20 protein-coding genes and 1 pseudogene are annotated in these 17,455 nt (G+C 57.0%); 7 read left to right on the top strand and 14 right to left on the bottom strand.

The genetic code is table 11. The features are described from left to right. Positions 1-50: 50 nt before the first annotated feature. Positions 51-1,709 (bottom strand): thiamine pyrophosphate-binding protein, encoded by a 1,659-nt coding sequence (locus ACRER8_RS22340; protein WP_431748360.1) that lies wholly within the window; start codon positions 1,707-1,709, stop codon positions 51-53. Positions 1,710-1,919: 210 nt separating this feature from the next. Here ACRER8_RS22340 and ACRER8_RS22335 point away from each other — a divergent pair, with 210 nt between their 5' ends. Both ACRER8_RS22335 and ACRER8_RS22330 read left to right on the top strand, forming a co-directional pair. Beyond that, positions 1,920-2,165 carry a type II toxin-antitoxin system Phd/YefM family antitoxin gene (locus tag ACRER8_RS22335; RefSeq protein ID WP_431748359.1) on the top strand — a complete coding sequence of 82 codons (246 nt, stop codon included), beginning with the start codon at positions 1,920-1,922 and terminating at the stop codon, positions 2,163-2,165. Next, a complete protein-coding gene (locus ACRER8_RS22330) occupies positions 2,155-2,436 on the top strand; it encodes a type II toxin-antitoxin system RelE family toxin (RefSeq protein ID WP_431748358.1) in 282 nt (93 codons plus the stop codon). The genes ACRER8_RS22335 and ACRER8_RS22330 overlap by 11 nt, the downstream gene beginning before the upstream one ends. Positions 2,437-2,478: 42 nt before the next feature. Here the strand turns inward: ACRER8_RS22330 and ACRER8_RS22325 are convergent, their stop codons facing one another. From ACRER8_RS22325 to ACRER8_RS22300, 6 genes and pseudogenes are all read right to left on the bottom strand, one after another. After that, positions 2,479-3,183 (bottom strand): hypothetical protein, encoded by a 705-nt coding sequence (locus tag ACRER8_RS22325; protein WP_431748357.1) that lies wholly within the window; start codon positions 3,181-3,183, stop codon positions 2,479-2,481. 371 nt (positions 3,184-3,554) lie between these two features. Next, the gene (locus tag ACRER8_RS22320; RefSeq protein WP_431748356.1) at positions 3,555-3,776 is read right to left on the bottom strand and encodes a helix-turn-helix transcriptional regulator; all 222 of its coding nucleotides are present in this window, start codon (positions 3,774-3,776) and stop codon (positions 3,555-3,557) included. Position 3,777: 1 nt separating this feature from the next. Further along, positions 3,778-3,891 (bottom strand): annotated as a pseudogene (locus ACRER8_RS22315) (AlpA family phage regulatory protein); the annotation flags it as partial. Between the two features lie 21 nt (positions 3,892-3,912). After that, a complete protein-coding gene (locus ACRER8_RS22310; RefSeq protein WP_431748374.1) occupies positions 3,913-4,065 on the bottom strand; it encodes a hypothetical protein in 153 nt (50 codons plus the stop codon). Further along, entirely contained in the window at positions 4,025-4,306 is a 282-nt protein-coding gene (locus ACRER8_RS22305; RefSeq protein ID WP_431748355.1) for a pyocin activator PrtN family protein, read from the bottom strand. Before ACRER8_RS22305 ends, ACRER8_RS22310 begins: the two co-directional genes overlap by 41 nt. Before the next feature lie 25 nt (positions 4,307-4,331). After that, positions 4,332-4,976: a DUF4224 domain-containing protein gene (locus ACRER8_RS22300; RefSeq protein ID WP_431748354.1), complete on the bottom strand. Its 645-nt coding sequence runs from the start codon at positions 4,974-4,976 to the stop codon at positions 4,332-4,334. A 293-nt stretch (positions 4,977-5,269) separates the two neighbouring features. On the opposite strand from ACRER8_RS22300, the gene ACRER8_RS22295 reads away from it, so the two are divergent. Both ACRER8_RS22295 and ACRER8_RS22290 read left to right on the top strand, forming a co-directional pair. Then, entirely contained in the window at positions 5,270-5,752 is a 483-nt protein-coding gene (locus ACRER8_RS22295; RefSeq protein ID WP_431748353.1) for a hypothetical protein, read from the top strand. 186 nt (positions 5,753-5,938) lie between these two features. Further along, positions 5,939-7,180, top strand: a complete 1,242-nt coding sequence (locus tag ACRER8_RS22290; RefSeq protein ID WP_431748352.1) for a hypothetical protein — start codon at positions 5,939-5,941, stop codon at positions 7,178-7,180. A 319-nt stretch (positions 7,181-7,499) separates the two neighbouring features. Here the strand turns inward: ACRER8_RS22290 and ACRER8_RS22285 are convergent, their stop codons facing one another. The 5 genes from ACRER8_RS22285 to ACRER8_RS22265 form a co-directional block, all read right to left on the bottom strand. After that, a complete protein-coding gene (locus ACRER8_RS22285; protein WP_431748351.1) occupies positions 7,500-8,018 on the bottom strand; it encodes a hypothetical protein in 519 nt (172 codons plus the stop codon). After that, positions 8,018-8,965 carry a hypothetical protein gene (locus ACRER8_RS22280; RefSeq protein WP_431748350.1) on the bottom strand — a complete coding sequence of 316 codons (948 nt, stop codon included), beginning with the start codon at positions 8,963-8,965 and terminating at the stop codon, positions 8,018-8,020. Before ACRER8_RS22280 ends, ACRER8_RS22285 begins: the two co-directional genes overlap by 1 nt. Before the next feature lie 379 nt (positions 8,966-9,344). Then, positions 9,345-9,782: a hypothetical protein gene (locus tag ACRER8_RS22275; protein WP_431748349.1), complete on the bottom strand. Its 438-nt coding sequence runs from the start codon at positions 9,780-9,782 to the stop codon at positions 9,345-9,347. Positions 9,783-9,802: 20 nt separating this feature from the next. Next, complete coding sequence (locus ACRER8_RS22270) at positions 9,803-10,030, bottom strand: hypothetical protein (protein WP_431748348.1); 228 nt, start codon at positions 10,028-10,030, stop codon at positions 9,803-9,805. A gap of 56 nt (positions 10,031-10,086) precedes the next feature. Then, complete coding sequence (locus ACRER8_RS22265) at positions 10,087-12,246, bottom strand: hypothetical protein (RefSeq protein ID WP_431748347.1); 2,160 nt, start codon at positions 12,244-12,246, stop codon at positions 10,087-10,089. 180 nt (positions 12,247-12,426) lie between these two features. On the opposite strand from ACRER8_RS22265, the gene ACRER8_RS22260 reads away from it, so the two are divergent. Next, complete coding sequence (locus ACRER8_RS22260) at positions 12,427-12,900, top strand: hypothetical protein (RefSeq protein WP_431748346.1); 474 nt, start codon at positions 12,427-12,429, stop codon at positions 12,898-12,900. Between the two features lie 500 nt (positions 12,901-13,400). Here the strand turns inward: ACRER8_RS22260 and ACRER8_RS22255 are convergent, their stop codons facing one another. Both ACRER8_RS22255 and ACRER8_RS22250 read right to left on the bottom strand, forming a co-directional pair. Then, complete coding sequence (locus tag ACRER8_RS22255; RefSeq protein WP_431748345.1) at positions 13,401-14,807, bottom strand: hypothetical protein; 1,407 nt, start codon at positions 14,805-14,807, stop codon at positions 13,401-13,403. Between the two features lie 960 nt (positions 14,808-15,767). Continuing rightward, positions 15,768-15,974: a hypothetical protein gene (locus ACRER8_RS22250; RefSeq protein WP_431748344.1), complete on the bottom strand. Its 207-nt coding sequence runs from the start codon at positions 15,972-15,974 to the stop codon at positions 15,768-15,770. A 229-nt stretch (positions 15,975-16,203) separates the two neighbouring features. Here ACRER8_RS22250 and ACRER8_RS22245 point away from each other — a divergent pair, with 229 nt between their 5' ends. After that, on the top strand, positions 16,204-16,434 hold the full coding sequence (locus tag ACRER8_RS22245; RefSeq protein ID WP_431748343.1) for a DUF4224 domain-containing protein: 231 nt from the start codon (positions 16,204-16,206) through the stop codon (positions 16,432-16,434). A gap of 451 nt (positions 16,435-16,885) precedes the next feature. Further along, positions 16,886-17,416 carry a UDP-N-acetylglucosamine acyltransferase gene (locus ACRER8_RS22240; protein ID WP_431748342.1) on the top strand — a complete coding sequence of 177 codons (531 nt, stop codon included), beginning with the start codon at positions 16,886-16,888 and terminating at the stop codon, positions 17,414-17,416. The last annotated feature ends 39 nt before the right edge of the window (positions 17,417-17,455 follow it).

Here is a 17,455-nt window from a genome sequence, read left to right as displayed (position 1 = left end):
CCTCTTTTTAGCCCGAAAGGCTTCGCTTTAAAACTCAGCCTGTTGACCTTTCAATCAAGACGGGCCTGGGGTGTGATCTGCCGCGGGTCAACACGCAACTCGATCAGCGCCGCAACCCCTGCCCCTTGAGCGCGCTGAAAGGCTGCCGGGAAATCGTCGCTGTGTTCGACTCGCTCGGCATGTGCACCGAAGGATTTGGCCAGGGCGATGAAGTCCGGGTTGGCCAGCTCGGTGGCCGAAACACGCCCCGGATATTCGCGCTCCTGATGCATGCGAATCGTCGCAAGCATGCCGTTGTTCACCACAATGACCACAATCGGCGCGTTGTATTGCATTGCCGTGGCCAGTTCCTGAGGGTACATCATGAAACAGCCATCGCCGGCAAAGCAGACCACGGTTCTGCGTGGATCATGCAGTTTCGCGGCGATGGACGCGGGGAAGCCATAACCCATCGCTCCGTTGGTGGGTGCCAGTTCCGTGGCCGGTCGGCGATAGCGATAGAAACGGTGAACCCAAACCGTATAGTTGCCAGCGCCGTTAGTGATGATTGCGTCGTCCGGCAGCACTTCGTTCAGGTGCGCGACCACCGAGCCCATGTCCACGCCGACCGATTGCGGGTGTGGCAGCGGCGGGGTGGAGTGCTCCAGATAGTCGGCTCGGGCTGCATCGGTCCAGCTACTCCAGACGTCGCTGGCGACAGGCTCAAGGGCCGCGGCGGCGTGAGCAAAGCTGCGCAGCGATGACAGAATCGGCAGTCGGGGACGGTAAACCCGGTTCAATTCCTGTGGGTCAGGATGCACATGGATCATCGGCTGCTTCGGGGTCGGGCTTTCAATCAGCGTGTAGCTCTGGGACACCGTTTCGCTCAGTCGCGAGCCGATGACCAGCAGCAGATCACTATTCTTCACCCGCTCCAGTAGTTTCGGCGAAGTGCCCAGGCCCAGTTGCCCGACATAATGCGGATCGCGGTTGTCGAACAGATCCTGGCGACGGAACGATGCGGCCACTGGTAGATGGTTGGCGTGCACGAAGCGCTGCAGGGCTCTGGTCGAATCCGCATCCCAGCCTGTACCGCCGACGATCACCAGCGGTCGTTCCGCCGCTGCGAGCAGTTCGCGCAGTTCATTGAGGGCACTCGCGTCCGGCGCCGCAGGGATGATGCGGGCAGGTTGCACATCTTCCACCTCTGCCGTGCCGAACAGCACCTCTTCCGGCAGCGCGACCACTACAGGCCCCGGGCGACCTGACAGGGCAATGCTGAAGGCCTTGCTGATGATTTCCGGGATGCGCACGATGCTGTCGATTTCGGTCACCCACTTCGCCAGACCGCTGAACATCTGCACGTAGTCCACTTCCTGAAATGCTTCGCGGCCCTTGAAGCCGCTTTCGATCTGCCCGATGAACAGAATCATCGGGGTCGAATCCTGCCTGGCGGTGTGCACGCCGTTACTGGCGTGGGTCGCGCCGGGGCCGCGCGTCACGAAACAGATACCGGGCCGCCCCGTGAGCTTGCCGTAGGCATCCGCCATGTTCGAAGCCGCGCCCTCGTGGCGGATGACGATGGTGCGGATCGATCGGGCGTCGTGCAGCGCGTCGAGCACTGGCAAATAGCTTTCGCCAGGGACGCAGTAGAGAGTGTCGACGGCATTGCGGATCAACGCTTCGACGAGAATCTGGCCGCCACTGCGGGGGTGCTTGGAATCGGACATCGAGTTTGGGTTCCTTGTGAAGAGCGCCCAGGAGAAAGAGGATGACGTCGGGAGATTGCTAAGAATTCGCGATTAGAAGTGTAGGAAAGACGCTCAGCCCTGCAAAAAAGGATGTTGGAAATTTGATTCTCGGTTGGTATGCGCACGTCGACTGATTGTTAAGAGCGCTGAAAAAGACCAATATAGCGACCTGTTTTGAGGGCCATGAATATGCAAAACGTTTTAGCTGACATCGCAGTAAGCGTGTCCGAACTGAAGAAGAATCCATCTGCAGTTCTCAAGGGCGGGCATGGCCTACCCATCGCGGTGCTTAACCACAATAAAGTGATGGGCTATATGGTGCCGACCGAGGTCTTCGAGGCGATGATGGAGCGTCTGGATGACCTGGATCTGGCCGAGCTGATCAAATCTCGGGAGCATGAGGTGCCGGTGCCGGTGAGCATTGATGACCTTTAAGCTCGAATTCCTGCCGTCTGCTCTAAAAGAATGGGAAAAGCTTGGCTCGACATTGCGCGACCAGCTCAAGAAAAAACTGATCACACGGCTGGAGCTACCAAGAGTCGCCGCAGATGCTCTGCATGGCATGCCTGACCATTACAAAATCAAGCTGCGCAGCGCGGGGTATCGGTTGGTCTACCGCGTCGAAGATCAGCGTGTTGTAGTGACGGTTGTCGCTGTCGAAAAGCGGGAACGTGGGGATGTCTACGAGTCCGCGAAGAGACGCTGAGAGCTATGTCGCATAACTCTCAGCTTTCGAACGACTCCAGGCTCACTGCTGAATCGCGCTAAACCCTTCAAACGCACTCTGCTGCTGAATCGCCGCGATGATATTCTTGCGCGTGGCGGGCTGTTCGTTGCCGTCTTTATCGACAAACACTTCGCTCTGCAACTCGGCTTCATCGCCTTCGCCGACGAATGAGAATCCGAGGAATTCGAAGGCTTCACGGTCGGCGTTGGCTTTCGAGCGTGGCGTGCGCAGCGGCAGGGTAACGCTGGCGCCGTCTTTGCTGATGACAAACACCTCCGCTTCCTTCTTCGCCCGCGTGGCCTTGCTCTTGCCGCTGCCCGGATTGCTGACGGCCTGGTGCGTCTGGTTCAACACCTTCAATGCCAAGCTGTAGACCAGCTCCTGAAAGCTCGGATCATCCTTGTAACTGGACAGAATCCGGCTGATCGGGAATTTCGTGCTCAAGTCTTCCAATGCCGCCATGTCGGCGGCTTCGGCGTCTTTCAACTGTTTGAGCTGACCCATCAGTTCGTAGGCCTGGTCATCGTCGAAACGGTCATGCGCCTGACGGATGGCGGCGCGCAGTTCACGAATCTGATCGCTTTCCTTGGCGCTCTGAAAGGCGTCGAGGACCATTTCACTAATGGTTTTCGCCTGCGGCACATGTTGTGAAAGATTGATGGCGTCTTCGTAAGCCTGCTTGGAGGAAAGGGCAGGCACTGCTACGTCGGTATGGGAATCAGACATTGAACATCCATTGCTTCATTAACTGGAACCGCTACTGGGTTAGAAACGCGAAACGCACGGGTGGTGATGATTTGATGATGGATACCGCGTATCCCGAGCCTTTCGGTCGTTGGGCGCAGCGGCCCGGATAGCCAGAAACAACAAAGCCCGCACAAGGCGGGCTTTGTTGAGGTACTTGGTGGTACACAGTCAATTGAACCCGCAAGGTAATTTACTGATTTTATTGGATTTAACCAAATGACGTTTCGCTAGGGATACATATGGGGATACACGGTGCTTTTTGCTGGGCTGATTTTGACGCCCAATTGCCCGCATCGAAAGCGCGGATTCTACACTCTGACGAGCGGTCAGTCGTCCTATACCAGATTTCTTTAGGCATCGCGGTTCGCTTTATCTAGAGCAAGGCGGTTTGGGTCAGACATCCATTGACTGATCTCCGACTGACGCCAGGCGACAGAGTTAGGTCCGATCCTGATCTGTCTCGGGAATGTACCCTCCCTGATTCGTCTATAAACCGTGTTCCGGCCCAGGCCCGTAAGGTGAAGGACTTCTTCAAGCCGCAAGAAACGATCAATACCCCCCGCGTCTGCCATTTCATCCACCCTCGGCTGGCTTACGAGATTTGTCGACCTTGTGTCGACTCCACGTCAGCACCTCTGACTTCGCCCAAGCTACACCTTGTGCGCCGAGCTTCACCTGCTTCGGGAAATCACCGCTGTTCGCCGTTCGTTAGATCGTCGCGGTACTCAGGTCCGTGAGGCGTTTCACTTCGGGCAGGCGGATAAACTCGATCGGGATATCTTCAGATTCGGTCTTCATGTCCTGGGCCAGAGTGTTTGATTCAGCGCCTGCAGTTCGGTGCTCGTCCCATGAGTCGATCATGCTCCGCCTTCGCGGATCTGTGTCGAGCATCCAGATAATCGGCAAGGTCGTTTACGTGTATGCCTCGCGCGGACTTCTGACTGTGCTCCAGAGCGACGATCGGCAGATCAATCGCGCCGGCGAGAACTTTGCGCTTCAGCTTTTCGGGCGTCAGGTGAGTGAAGTAATCGGAGCAGATGCGCTCCAGAGGGATTATGACCTGGCCGTCGTATTGGGCCATGAGGAGGAATAGAGTTTTCACTTTTGGTACGAGCCTCTGACCGCTCTCAAACAAGCTTGTAGATCGGCTCACCAGAATGCCGCTTTCTCGCCGTGCGTGGCGGGACCGCAGACGCATTAGGTGAAATGTACGCGGGCCAGAGACTTTCGAGCCAGTCGTCGTATCGTTTCAGGCTGTACATGATCCTGCCTCCTACGCAGCACCAGACATCTTTGGGTATAACTTCCCTAGCCCGGCGCCCTTGAAGTGCTCGGTAGGTAATCCCGAGTAGCTCGGCCATCTGTTTTTCTTCGACTTTATCCCATGGATCTATTCGGGCAATATCTGCGCCTGGCATGTCACCCGGCTGAACAAGTTCTTTCTCCATTGCCAGTAAAAGAGCCTCTTTGGACACTTTTATCAGCCCATCGCCTCCCATGATGAACGGTATTGATTTGGAGCGAAGCCATTGCGATTGGGAAGCAGGCCGAGCCTGCCCGGTCAGATCATGCAGATCGGTCGCCGTGAGAAACATCGAAGCGCCTTTCATAAAGGTCCCCTTGCGCAATGATGAATTCAGAGTAGCGGACTTCCCCATACTTATAATCAACGCCCAAGATACGTACTCATATTCAGGCATGACCCAAATCTGGACCATCTGAAGCAGCCTGCGGACTGGCGCATCCGTGGTGACCAAGTCGGTGACCCCCATGGGCGACCACTCAATCCGCGTAACCTTCGTCCCCACAGGTTGCCAAAGTGTGGAAACCTCAGTGGCAACCTGGCACATGGAAACCTGAGCCGCGTTCATGCGTGGGAGTGTTAACAGTGTTAACCCCGCTATTACTCTGGCGCTCAAACCCGCGTAAAGCCTGCGTACCGCTCTGCTTACCAGTCGGTGCCGCTCTTGTCTCCAGTTGGGAAAAAGGCCATGCCTCTTGAAAGCTGGTAGGCCAACATAGGACACTCGCGGCCCCAAAACCGTTATCAACACATGGAGTGAGCATGGACGATAGTAATCAGTTCGCCGTGTACAGCGACTTTCGAGAAGGCTATCTGATCGACACCGGACCAAGTCTCTGGCACTACGATGCGGCATGCGCGATCAGGTTTGGGACGGAGAAGGAAGCACGCACGGCTGCGGCGCGCAGGCAGTCCGACCTCGCGATCGCTGTAAGACTGACGACAGTGGATGGCCGGGTAGATTATGAACCACTGCCAAAGCTGGAAAAGGCCCCGCTTGGGACTTGGGTAGTGACGATCAAGTATGCCAAAGCGCCTGGAAAACTGTTCTATCTCATCAGCGGCGGCAAAGCGATCAAGATGTCGTTGAACCCCGAAGATGCCAAAGGCTATAAATTCGAGCGCGATGCGAGAAAGGCAGTTGAGACGATGAACACCGGCGGGCACCTTCACGCAGAGGCGCATCAGAGGACAGCTCAATTATTGAGTTTTCCAGCAGCAGGCGCGCTGCCGTCGAATGCCTGAGCATTAAGCTTTATGGATGCCGTCAAGCTGGAAAAAGCTAACGGCCAGCCTGGCGCAGCGAGCGCCGTAAGTAATGGATACCAAGCTGACCTCCCGGACATTGGTCACGGTGCTTTAATCGTAGTCGAGAGTAAGGCCTGTCCCAAGTGAGGAGATGAAAGGCCCACGCGGCATTAGAGGTCGGATATGGATCAGGATCGCGTCCAGAGAGAAGCACTATACGCCGAGGTATGGGAAACCCCCATGCTCGCCTTGGCACCAAAATACGGTGTCTCTGCCGTATTCCTTCGACGTGTCTGCGTACGCTTGGGAATCCCGTGCCCGCCGCGAGGCTATTGGGCTAGAAAGCAGTCGGGACAGAATCCTAAAATTCCTCCCCTCCCGAAGCTCAAGCCGGGCCAGCGTTCGGATTGGAAAAAGGGAGATGTCCTAACTGGTCCGCAAATCACCTCAACCACCGACGCAACTCCCAAGGATGCTCGCGAGTACCGATCACTACTGCTGGGGTCGCTTTCCGCATTCACCAGCGGCAAGGTGGCAGGTGACGGGTATTTGAAACCTGCAAAGAGAAGCCTCGCTGATCTGATAGTTACTGAGCATACCCTCCGGAGGGCTGCGGCTTTCTTGGTGAAGCTTGCTAATAGCCTGCGCAAGGCGCGGTATCGGGTTTCAGTGGCACACAGCGACGGCAGTTACTCTCGCCAGCAACTCGGGGATGCCGACGGGCGTCTTAAGCGTTCTGTTCTCGAAGCAAATCTCTGGTATCCAGGCAGGCCGACTCTGGTCTTCATTGGAGGCACAGCCATCGGGCTGACTATCTTCGAGCAGACGGATTCAAAAGAGATGGTCTTTGTAGGTGGCCGGTATATTCCGGCAAGCGAAATAAACAAACCGAAGCGTGGTGGATGGGCGCAAACCTCTTCACATTATGTGAGCACCCATTATTCGGCGTCCGGAAAGCTCTGCTTGAAAGCTTACAGCCCATATCACCAAGCAGAATGGGCGCATACCTGGACGGAGGAGAAAGCCACGCTTTCTATGCAAATTACCGAAATCGTCGGCTCACTAACCAGAACAGCCAGAACATTGGCCCCGAAAATCATAGAGGCCAACCGAAAAGCGGACGAGGAGCATAAACGCTGGCAGGCAGAACAAGTGGTTTGGCGCGCCAAATATGAGCGTTCGCTGATTATCAAAGCTCGCGAAGATGCCCTGCAGAATCTTCTAGAAATCATCGGTAAATGGAGCGATGACAGGAAGCTGCAGGATTTCTTCGAGGACATCACATCCCGCTCTGCCGCCCTGAGCGACGAAGCGCGAACAGAGCTGCTGCAGAAAGTGCAAGAGGCGAAGAGTCTACTTGCGAGCACTGACAGCATCGGTACGCTGTTGGCGTGGGAGGCGCCGCCGCCGAAACCACCCGAGTAGTAGTCATGCATTTTCTGACGTGTGACACAGACCATATGATCTGAATCGGACTACGCTTCAATCTCTATCCAAGGAGGTAATCCGTCATATACGACGAAAGACTGAAGGCGCTTGAGCTAGCGCTGAAGACAGTTCTCAGTGAAGTACAGAAGCGAGGACTGGACGTCGATTCACTGTGCGAAGCCGCGATGCAATCAATCCTCAGCGGCCCCGCTCGCGAGCCAATGCTAGCGGCTGACGCAGTGCTGGCGATCGAGGTAGCGGCTGATGCGCTGGATTGGGCAGCGCCGACGGCCGCGGCGTAACGACCTTGCCCGGATCAGTGATCCGCCATCAACCGCGCCAACCGCTCCTCATACGGCTCCTCATGGTTTGAATCGTCAATCCCGTAAGCCTGGCGCTCGGCCTTGATCAGCTTGAGCTCAGCGTCAACGGCGACATTCAGTGATCGAGCGAATTCGGCTTGGTTGTCGGGCACGATTTCGGTTTCTCTGAGCGAATGCCTGAGCCGGCTGGCAATCTCGCCAAATTCTTCCAACCGACCGATTTGAGCAACGACGACGCCCGCGCGCTTGTCGGAGACATCTGCCACCACCTGGGCATCTTCACGCAGATCCGGCTCCGAGCGATCACTGCGTGAAGTTGTGCGTGAAATCTTCTGGCGGGTGGCTGTGCGCACCTGCTCAGTGAGGTCTCGCTGCCAGCCTTGAGTCTTGGCCCGACTGCGGATTGTGCCCTCTTTAGTACCGTGCGCCTGAGCGAGCGCGCGCAGCGACCCAGCGCCAGCCCGATACGCCCGCTCGATCGCTTCCCAGTCTGGGGCCGCCTTCTTCGTCATTACGCCGGCTTGCCCGTGGTGATGTGGGCTTCGAGCGTCCCAGCAGCACCGGCAGCACCATTCGCGATGCTGGCGAAGGCGTTCGCCGCCTTGGCGTGCGCCTTGCCGGTGGAGTTGGCCGCATAATTACTAATCCGGTTTTTATCAATTCCGCCGTCCACCCCAGCTTTCGTTTCCGCGGCCCGAAGCTTCAACTGCTCCATATTCACTTCGACGCTGTGATAGCTGGAGAGCGCGCTGTAAAAGCTTTGGTACGCTGATGCCTTGATCTGCGCGGACTGCGAATCCAGCTGGTACAGGGTGGTGTAGGCGCGGAACAGATCGGCGGCCGTATTCAGGATTCCCAGCTTCAACTGGGTAGAAAGTTGCACCGCCTGCTGCAGGATCTGATTCCGGATGTCAGCATTCTTGACCGCTTGCTCACGATTGACGTCGAGCACTGCGTTAACTACGCGAATCTCGGACTGGGCATCAATGGCCTGAAGTGCGCCAGCGGGCAGCGTAAAACCACGTGATGAAAACCCTGCAGACAAGGTAGCGCGCTCTGATCTGACAGTACGTTCAGCTCGACTCTGTGATTGTTGCCAAACCGAGTCGAAGATCGTCTGCTCTGCGCCAAATGGCTTCACACCACCGATAACGCTGACTAGGTAGTCTTCGGGTACATCTTTGAAGCTGCCGTTGATCGAAGGGAAGTAGGTTTCCAGCCAGGCCGCGACATCGCCGTTGACGCTGGCTATGTTCACCGCCGCATTGTCCGTGCCGCCGAACAAATCGCTGAACTTAGGCGGCTCCTGTAGCTTGAGGTTGCCTACTGTGTAGGAGAAAGGCGTCTCCTTAAGTGTAGGCTTTGCCGAAACGTTGATTCGTCCCGCACTGCCCGAGGCGTAACCTAGTGCCTGTTGTGCGAGAGAGAAAAGTTCGTTCGTGGTATCCGCGATGCTCACGTTTGGAATCTCCAGGTGCAAGCTGAGCACCGTACGTGTGGGATAGGTTAGTTGTGCATACGCCAGCGGGACATGAATGTGGTTTTACGCAGTTCTGGCTTCAGCGCCTCATGCCAGTCGGCGCCCCGCATCCTTCGCATCTTCACGGTCTGCCACTTCAGACCGCGCCGAGCTGCCCATACAACTGCAGGAAAGGTCTCACCATCAAGGGTGATCAACGTCGCGCCCGCACAGGTCGTGCTACGGATCGGCCTGCGCGGAATGACCACTGAGGAATAATCAGAGGTGAGGGCATGCATAGTCGGCCATCTCGGGTAATCCAGATGCGACCGAAGTTATGTGACTGGAACGGAATGTGACTGTCGAAGCAGGCCGCACTTTACAAGTGCTCGCAGACGCCTAGGTATATGGTCTCGCCGGACGCCACTACAAATGGCTTCTGGGCTGACTCGATAAACTCGGAAACCACCAGCGTCTCCAGAAACGTTCCAGGTCCGGGGCTCTGCTGAGGATTCATCGCAGTGACGACCTTGAACGAATTTTCTGACGAGCCGTAATCAATAATTATAGGCTGCGCCACTGGAGAGCTTCGTAACGCTCCACTCATGGCGCCGGTAAGTCGGTTGACTGTGAACGTCTTGCCGACATAGACCTTTTTATCGAGCTCATGCCGGTCGCCGGCTGCGTAAAGAGAGGACGTCACCCGCTGAATTGTGCACAGATAATCGCGCATATCCACCGGCTGCGCGGAGCCGAAGGCGAAACTCGATACGGCAGCGGTCAGCATGCCGATCAATATCAAAACGAGGCTAGCCATTGGCACATCCTTGTGATTTCTTATTTGTCAGGCTGGGCAAAGCCTTCAACGACCCAGACTGTTGCCGCACCGAGTAAGTAGAGCATGACAACGGGAATGAACGTGGTCATTAGCCCGCTTGCGTCAGGCACTCTGTTGCCGAAGTCGATTACTAAGCCGCCGTAACCGATAATCCAAAGCACTGACAACACCAGCCAAAGCCTTCTAAACCCAGCCTTGTATGCAAACTTGATCTTTACCCTGTCCATGGCGCCCCCCTGACTAATGAGCCATCGTAGTGCCATCCATGGCGCTCCAGCAATGGTTATTGGTCTGGCTCGGTCAGGTACACCAAAGGCCCAACAGTCGCGATTCGTGTCCGCGCAGATTTGCTCATGCTCTGCTCCCACTTGCGATACGCCATCGTTCGAACAAGCTGCTTCTGCCTGGCAACCACGTTAGGACGAAGCTCGCCGTTCGAGTTTGTGATTGCCCTGATCGCGTCCTGCAGCCTATGACCTGCGAAAAGCTGCATGGCGGCTTCTAGAGTCGGCGTTTTAGGCTTGCGCAGGACCGAGTACAGGGCGGCAGCGGTCCCAAGACCCGGAATGCCGGTGACGTGCCCAGCGGCTTCACCCAATGCGATTGGCTTTACGAGCCCGAGCACTCGGCCGATTACCGTGCGCTGCCCAGCAGTGTCCTGATCCTTGAAGGGATCTTTCGAAATGCCGGTACGCCTCACCTCGGCGTCAGCGGCAGCCATCGCCCGAGCAGACTTCACCACGTCCTCAAGCCGCTGTTGCGCACCTTCAGGCATGTACTTATAAAGCAGATCCAGCCCCGCCTTGTTCTTGAGCAGACCGTCATACCAGTCAACCAATCCCTTCGGCGTTACGTCTTCTGAGGTGCGCGAGCCTTTTGTGAAACCACTGCTCAGAGCTGTCATCGCAACTGACTGCTGCTGTTCCTTGGGGATCTTGCGCATCATTGCTTCAAATGCGGCCGTATTGCCGGTGCGCAACTGCTCGATAGCTGGCTTCATTTTTGAAGTGATAGAGCTTTCGAGCTTGCGGCCAAGCAGGTCGGTCAGGTTGTCCTGTGCATTTTTGCCTTTGAACTCCATGTAGCGCGCGGAGGCGAATGGAACTCCTACGCCATGAGCGTCTGCTACTTTCTGCTGGTCACTCAAAATGGCGTCGTGAAACCTCTGAAGCTCAATGTCTTCAGGATCAGCGAAATGGCCACTGTGCGCCCTTGCCTGGATCGAGCGGCGCAGGTCATCCAGCACCTTGAAGGTCGGCACGCGCAATGAATTGTCCTGGATCGACCCGTCGGCCAACCCTCTCAGATGGCTGGCGCTGGTATTGAGATCCCGCAACTGCTGAGCAGCATCAGGTGTAAGGTGCGACTCCAATCTCGCCAGTGCTGCCGGATTGCCTTGCAGCGACCGATACCAATCAGTCATCGCGGGAATGTTCATACCTCTACCCTTGCCACCCGAGAACGCATCGCCAATACCGGTGACAACCGCCTGAGACTTCATGCCTTCGAGGATGTTGGCCAACGTTCGGTCGAAGGCTTGAAAGTCTCCGGTCGAAAGCTTCTTAACGGCCGCTCCCACCGCGTTGCCGACCGAGCCTGACAGATCCTTGCCCAGCGTCGCTTTGAGGCCATCTTCAAGCTGCTTGCGTTGACCGACCAAACCTTTGGCCTGTGAAAACATTTCGCCGAACTGAGGCCCAGCGGCCTCGACTGCTCTCTGCTGATCCTGACTCAGCACTGCGTAAAGTCGGTCAAGGTCGTGGCTGTCGCTGTCCGCGAAGATCCCCCGCCCCTTGTAACCGTTAGCGACTTGCCGTCTCGCGGTGTCGAGCGCGGTGTACGTTGGCTCCACGACAGAGCCGTTTTCGAGCCTGGGCGACAGGGCATTTAGCGTCATGCGCTCTGCCGGAGACATCAGCTCTTCACGGCCACCGAGCTCGACAAGCTTGCCCGCGAGATAGGCCACTGTCGATTTGGCAGGTGCCGATGTGGTTTTGGGGATGGCCTGATTCAACTGCTGATACAGACCGTTGGACTGGGCCTCAAGCGCGTCGCGAGCAGCTACCCCCTGCTGTTTGAAGTCATCCGAAAAGCGCGCTTTATCCAGTGAACCGCCATTACGTGTCACGAAGTCGTCGGCAGCCTGGCTCACGCTCTTGGCCATGTCCACGTGGCGCGCCGCAAGATTGAGCCCCGCAACTGACTGGAGCGGCTTTCCAACGTCGGGATCAGCCGTCAGGACTTTGTAGGCTCGCTGCTGATAGTCCGGCAGCAGCGTAACGTCGCCGCCGACTTTGGCGAGATTGGCCTGAATGTGAGCCAAGGCACCGTCGGCTGCGGCGCGCGTGGATTCTGGCAGCGCGCTCGACACCTGATCGTATAGCCCCGACGCCTCTTTACGCAGACCATCGATGGCGGCAACACTTTTGTCGTGGAAGTCCATTGAGAACGCAGCTTTGTCGGTAGAACCGCCGTACTCGTTGATCAGATCGTCAGCTGCGTTCGCCAGTTGCTTGCGATTGATCGCTGCCTGGGCGGCGATGGGGGTACTCGGCTGAGCGGCGAGAGCGCCCTGAAGGCCCCGAAACTCGGCATTGCCCGTGATCTCACCCGGCGTCGGGTTATGAATGCCGAGTCGCGCCATTGCATCCACTACGTCCTTTTGGGGCGCAACGTAGTCGGCCAAATCAGCTACAGCAAAATCCTGTTTTTTGGCTGGGGCATTCACGGTGTCGTAAACGTGCTGGGCGGCACTTTTGCTAGTGTCGAGAGCGGCGCCCACTGGGCCGGTTGGCGGAGCGGCCGAACCCGCCGCAGGCGTTCCAGCCTGAGCCGCGGCCTGTATCTCATCCTCTGCTCCCTGTGCCACCGAGGTGCCTGCCTGACCTGGCAGCAGGCGCTGTGGCACTACCTTGCGAACCACGGCACCCAGGCCAGATATGGCAGCCGGAGCGACTGCGCCCACAGCACCGCCGATCAGCGCTCCCTCGCCAGCACCTGGCAAGCGGTCGATCACATCGCCTTCACCCGACCCAAACCCGTAAGCAGCTCCTTGAGCCGCGCCAATGCCCGCGCTTTTCAGAGCGGTGCGACCTAGCGTGGCTTTGCCAGCAGCAAGTGCGGCCGACTCTGGCAGCGATGCCCCCATAGTCGCAATCGCAGGCAAAATCGCACCAGCTACACCACCAATGGCTGAAGCTACTGGGTGCTGTTCCTGCCCGGTCTTGAGTTGTGCCCTCTGATTTGCAACGTTCTCGTCATAGCGCTGGCGCCAGGTGTCGGCAGACGAGCCATTTTCAGGAATTGGAATCAGTGGCTGAACTGCCGCATCAAGCCCCGCCAAAATTTCATCTTGGTGCCCAGACGTCAGCATGTCGCCAACGCTGCGAATGGCGGCGGTGCCCGCGCCGACGTTGCCTTTGCTGTCGCTGAAAATCCCGCCATCGGCTGGCTGCTCAGATGGCGCGCTCTGTGCTGACGGTTGTTGAACAATCAGTGGTGCCGACGCCCAGGCCAGCTGAGTTCCGGACTGCTGACTAAGATTTGCAGGCGCAGCGCTTGGCTGGTCGATCAGTGGTGCGCTTTCCCAGGCAGCCATTATGGCTTCCTCCGATGCATGCCTTGAGGATCGATGAACTGGGTACCGGAAGGCAGTTTGTTGTAGTCGTCGTCATTCTTGATCTGGGGAGTTGTCGGAGCTTGCGCACCTGCCCCCTGTCCCGCCTGCTGTGCGGGAGCCGCCGTACCACTTGACTGTTGAGGCTGAGCTGCCTGAGACGCTTGCGGCGAACCGCCTAGGATGTCCTCGATGTTCAGGGGAGCAACGCCCTGATTTTTGCGTCGGCTGTTGATCATGCCCAGTCGCACCTGAGCTGCTTTGTTGTTCATAGTCTGGATTTCTCCAAGACGCTGCTTGACGACCTTGGGATCGTTGACGTTGGCGAGCAGTTCGTTCCAGGCACGAACAGCATCACCCTCAGTCTGTGGCCCCTTGTTCAATCGGAGGCTGTCGTTACGGATCTTTTCCAGTGACGACATGAACGATGCGTAGTTCACGCTTTGCGGATTGCTTTGACCAGCAGCATTCAGCGCTGCGTTTTTTCGGTTCTCAAGCGGTCCGAGCACAAGACTGCCGTTATCGAGCTGGCCGAGGATATTGCCCATTTGGGTGTTGATGCTTTGAACATTGCTCACCGCATCGATATCGCCATCTTCAAGCTTCTGAAGGCCGACGGGGAGGTTTCCCGCCTTGTTGATGGAGTTGCGCTGTTTGTCTGCTGAAGCATTCGCTTCGTTGATCTTGGCCTGAGTGAGCTGTCGAGCGAGACCTTTCTCATTGGTCGGGTCGGTCAGGGTTTGATAGGCCTGTTTCTGCTCCGCAGTTGCGTTTGGCGCAGTGGCCATCATCAACGCATCCTCAAGCCGCTGAGCCTGTCGTAATTGCATGCCCGTTTGCTGGTTAGCCTGCTGATTACTCAAATAGCCCTGAGCTAGGTCGACGTTTCTCGCGGCACGATCTTTCATTCCCGCGTATTCAGCGTCAGTTTTTAACTCTCGTTGGGTGATTGGGCGACTACTGTCGTGAACGACGTTTGTGTGATCGGCCTGCCATTTCTCGCCCTGAGCCTTCTCCAGGCGGTCTTGTGCCCGGTACGCGCTACGCAGATCGGCAGCTTTCTGCCATCGCCCCATAGCCAATTGGGCATCGCCTGCCTCGGCTTGGCTGAACTGACCAATACCGTCATACATATTTTTGGCAGAACCCAATGAGGCGAAGCTCTGATTCAGATCTGATGGAGACGAGCCTCTAGCCTGATTCTGGTTTGCCGGTGCGGCGCCCGCAACAGCCGCGGCGTCATTCGTAAACATGGGCACGCCGTCGTCACCAATTTTCATGGCTATCTGGTTGCTGCCCGTACCCACACCGGTCTGCTGATAGCCGGAAGGCGCTGGCGTGGGTGCTTCCGGTTGCGTGGGGGCGGGCGCTGGTTGGTTTGCGGCCATTGATACCGCCTGTTGGCCGACAGGGTATTTGGGCGATGTCGCAGTGGGCAGCACTCCGACCGGTGCTGGCTGTGACGTCTGTTTAGGCGCGACAAGGCTTGCGGCCGCAAGCGAGCTTTGACTTACGGTCGCCTGGGCTTTAGCTGCGTCAGAGGCTTGCTGAGCCGCTAAACCACCTGGCTGCTGAGCGCGCGCGCTTTCAAGGCGAAGCAAAGCCGAGGGCGGCGTTGCCGATGCCGCTGGATCGGTAACTGGGCCACCAGGACGAGCATCAGTCAGGCTGGCGGGCTGACTAATCGGCTGCGCTGGCGCTGAGGCGGTACCGGGCATGATCTGATCAAGAGAGGTGAGCGCCTGTCCTGGCGTTGCGTTGAGGTTGGCATCAGCAAGAGATGGAGCAGGCTTCGGCGCAGCGGGCGCCGGTCGCCCACCCGGAGCGAGATCTTCAAGCGATGTCGGCGCTGGGCTGGCGGATTGCGCGGTTGGGCTCCACGCCTGCGCTAGTCCATTAGGCTGAGGCGCTGGAGGTTGGCCTGTCTGTGAACTCGAGGCTTGAAAGCTGGGGCTCAGCGATTCAAGCGAATTAGGGGCGCTGCTGAAGGATGGCTCGCCATGAGCGCCAACACTGGAGTAGATGGCGCTTTTACCGTTGGTGCCAGGCTGGTAAGCATCCCTCAGACTCTGCCCTGTCGCCGCGGGAGTGCTTTGCAGTTGCTGGCTGGCTCGCCCGATTGGGCCTCCTGGCGCAGCTTGCTCTAGGCTCTGTGTCTGATACTGCGCAGGCAGGTTGGTTTGGTCGAAAGAGGTCTGTTTCTTTTTTCCGCTCAAAGCATCAAGCGTTGATTGCATGTCGCCCGGGTTGTCGGTGCTCGCCATTGGTTTGGCTCCGTGTGGGAAGGTCGTCAGTCACAATTAGAAAATGTGACTGGCGCCCGCCATGCAACAACTGGCCGAGGCTGATCAGGCTACTTGCTTGGCCGGTGGGCGCCCTCTGCGAACCACACCGAAAACTTCATTCCAGCCAAGCCCGCGATACCGGCGCATTTTGAGTGTTTGCCACTTGATGCCGTGGATCAGCGCCCACTCCCGAGCAGGCTTGATCTGTCCGCCAACACACACGGGCATAGCGGCAGAGCAGACGTAATGGTTGTTGGTGATGTCGTACATGGTTGGCCCCTTGTGAAGTGATGGGCCTAGGTATATGTGACCGAGGGCGGATGGGAATCGGGCTGTGCGGACTGCTCGGTAAAGCTGTCGCACCTGAACAGACACCCCTCAAGGGAGACGGCGCCAGTGAGCGCGCTATCCTTGGAGGCGCCACCTAATGCTCAGGCTAGGCATGAATCAGCTTGCGACAATCAGAAACTACCCTTGGGCCACCAACTGAGGCAATGAGATGGCAGACATCGATTTTCTAACCCACGAGCAGGTCTGCGAGTTGACGGGTGCAAGCCGCAGGGCTGCGCAGATTGAGAACCTCAAGCTCAACAAAATTCGACACACTATCAAGGTCAACGGTTGGCCATGTGTGACTGCGGCCGCAGTCCTCGGAATCAAGGATTCGACCAAAGCTAATGTCGAGCCAGAGCCCCCTGTGTGGGTTCTAGACTTAAGCAGGGTGAAGTGAGCGCCTGCCAATCCGACACTGGAGACAAGGTGTCGACCATCTCCTGGAGTGTCGCCATATCCTTTAAAACAGGTATTTCGGACGTTTCACCTTCGCCCTCAAATTGAGGACGGATGCGTCCAAACTTGGACGTATTCCGGTGGGCGCGCGGCGCTCGAAGCTATCAAGATCAGTCGAGTCGATCGATATTGGTAGTTTCGACACCGCTAGGTATGGCCAACATCACCATCCCTTCCCCGATATGCCACAGAGAAAGGGCTTGGCGATTGACGGATGCCCTTTTGCGAGAAGTTTGTAAAACCCGGAGCTAATCGACTGGGCTTCTAGTGCGCTACTTGCCCTAGCGACCCCACCGGAAGCTAACCGGCTCTCAAAGTTTGGCTCCAAGGAATCAACGTTGTATAACGCTACGCCGGTGGCATAACGCCGCCATTCAGATAGGGAAATCCAAATGTTTAAAAAGATGGTAATTCTCCTCGCGCTTGGTGCGCTCATGACTGGGTGCGTATCCGCTCCACCTACCAATTTTTCAGTTCCCAATGTCCAGCAAGCCAAAGCGAAACAGGCTTTCGATCTCAGGGCTGTATCTATCTCATACGGCCTTCCAAACGAGATCAAGGGTGAGATCCCAACTTACGGAGAGGGCTTCCCAGTTTTGTGGGAAAAATCTTTGACGGAAGCGATCAACAAGGCTGGGATTTTTACTGATGACGCCGATGAGAAGGTCAACATTTTCGTGAAGATCTTGCAGCTCGATCCGCCCGCAGGCGGCATCACGATGCTCACGCCTTCAAGAGCTCGCTACTCAATCGTGAGTCGACGCACCGGCAAAACGCTGTTTGAGAAAGAGATCTATACCGAGGGATCGGTTTCAGGCGGCTACGCGTTCTCAGGGCTGGTGCGCGCCAAAGAAGCATTGAATCGATCCGTTCAGCAAAATATCGCTGAATTCATTGAATCGCTTTCGGCAGTGAAGTTATAGGTACCGAAACTCACAGATATCAACACAGGCCGTGGGTAG

The sequence above is a fragment of the Pseudomonas sp. genome (assembly GCF_050739935.1).
Lineage (GTDB): Bacteria > Pseudomonadota > Gammaproteobacteria > Pseudomonadales > Pseudomonadaceae > Aquipseudomonas.
This window is presented reverse-complemented; position numbering and strand designations above follow the sequence as displayed.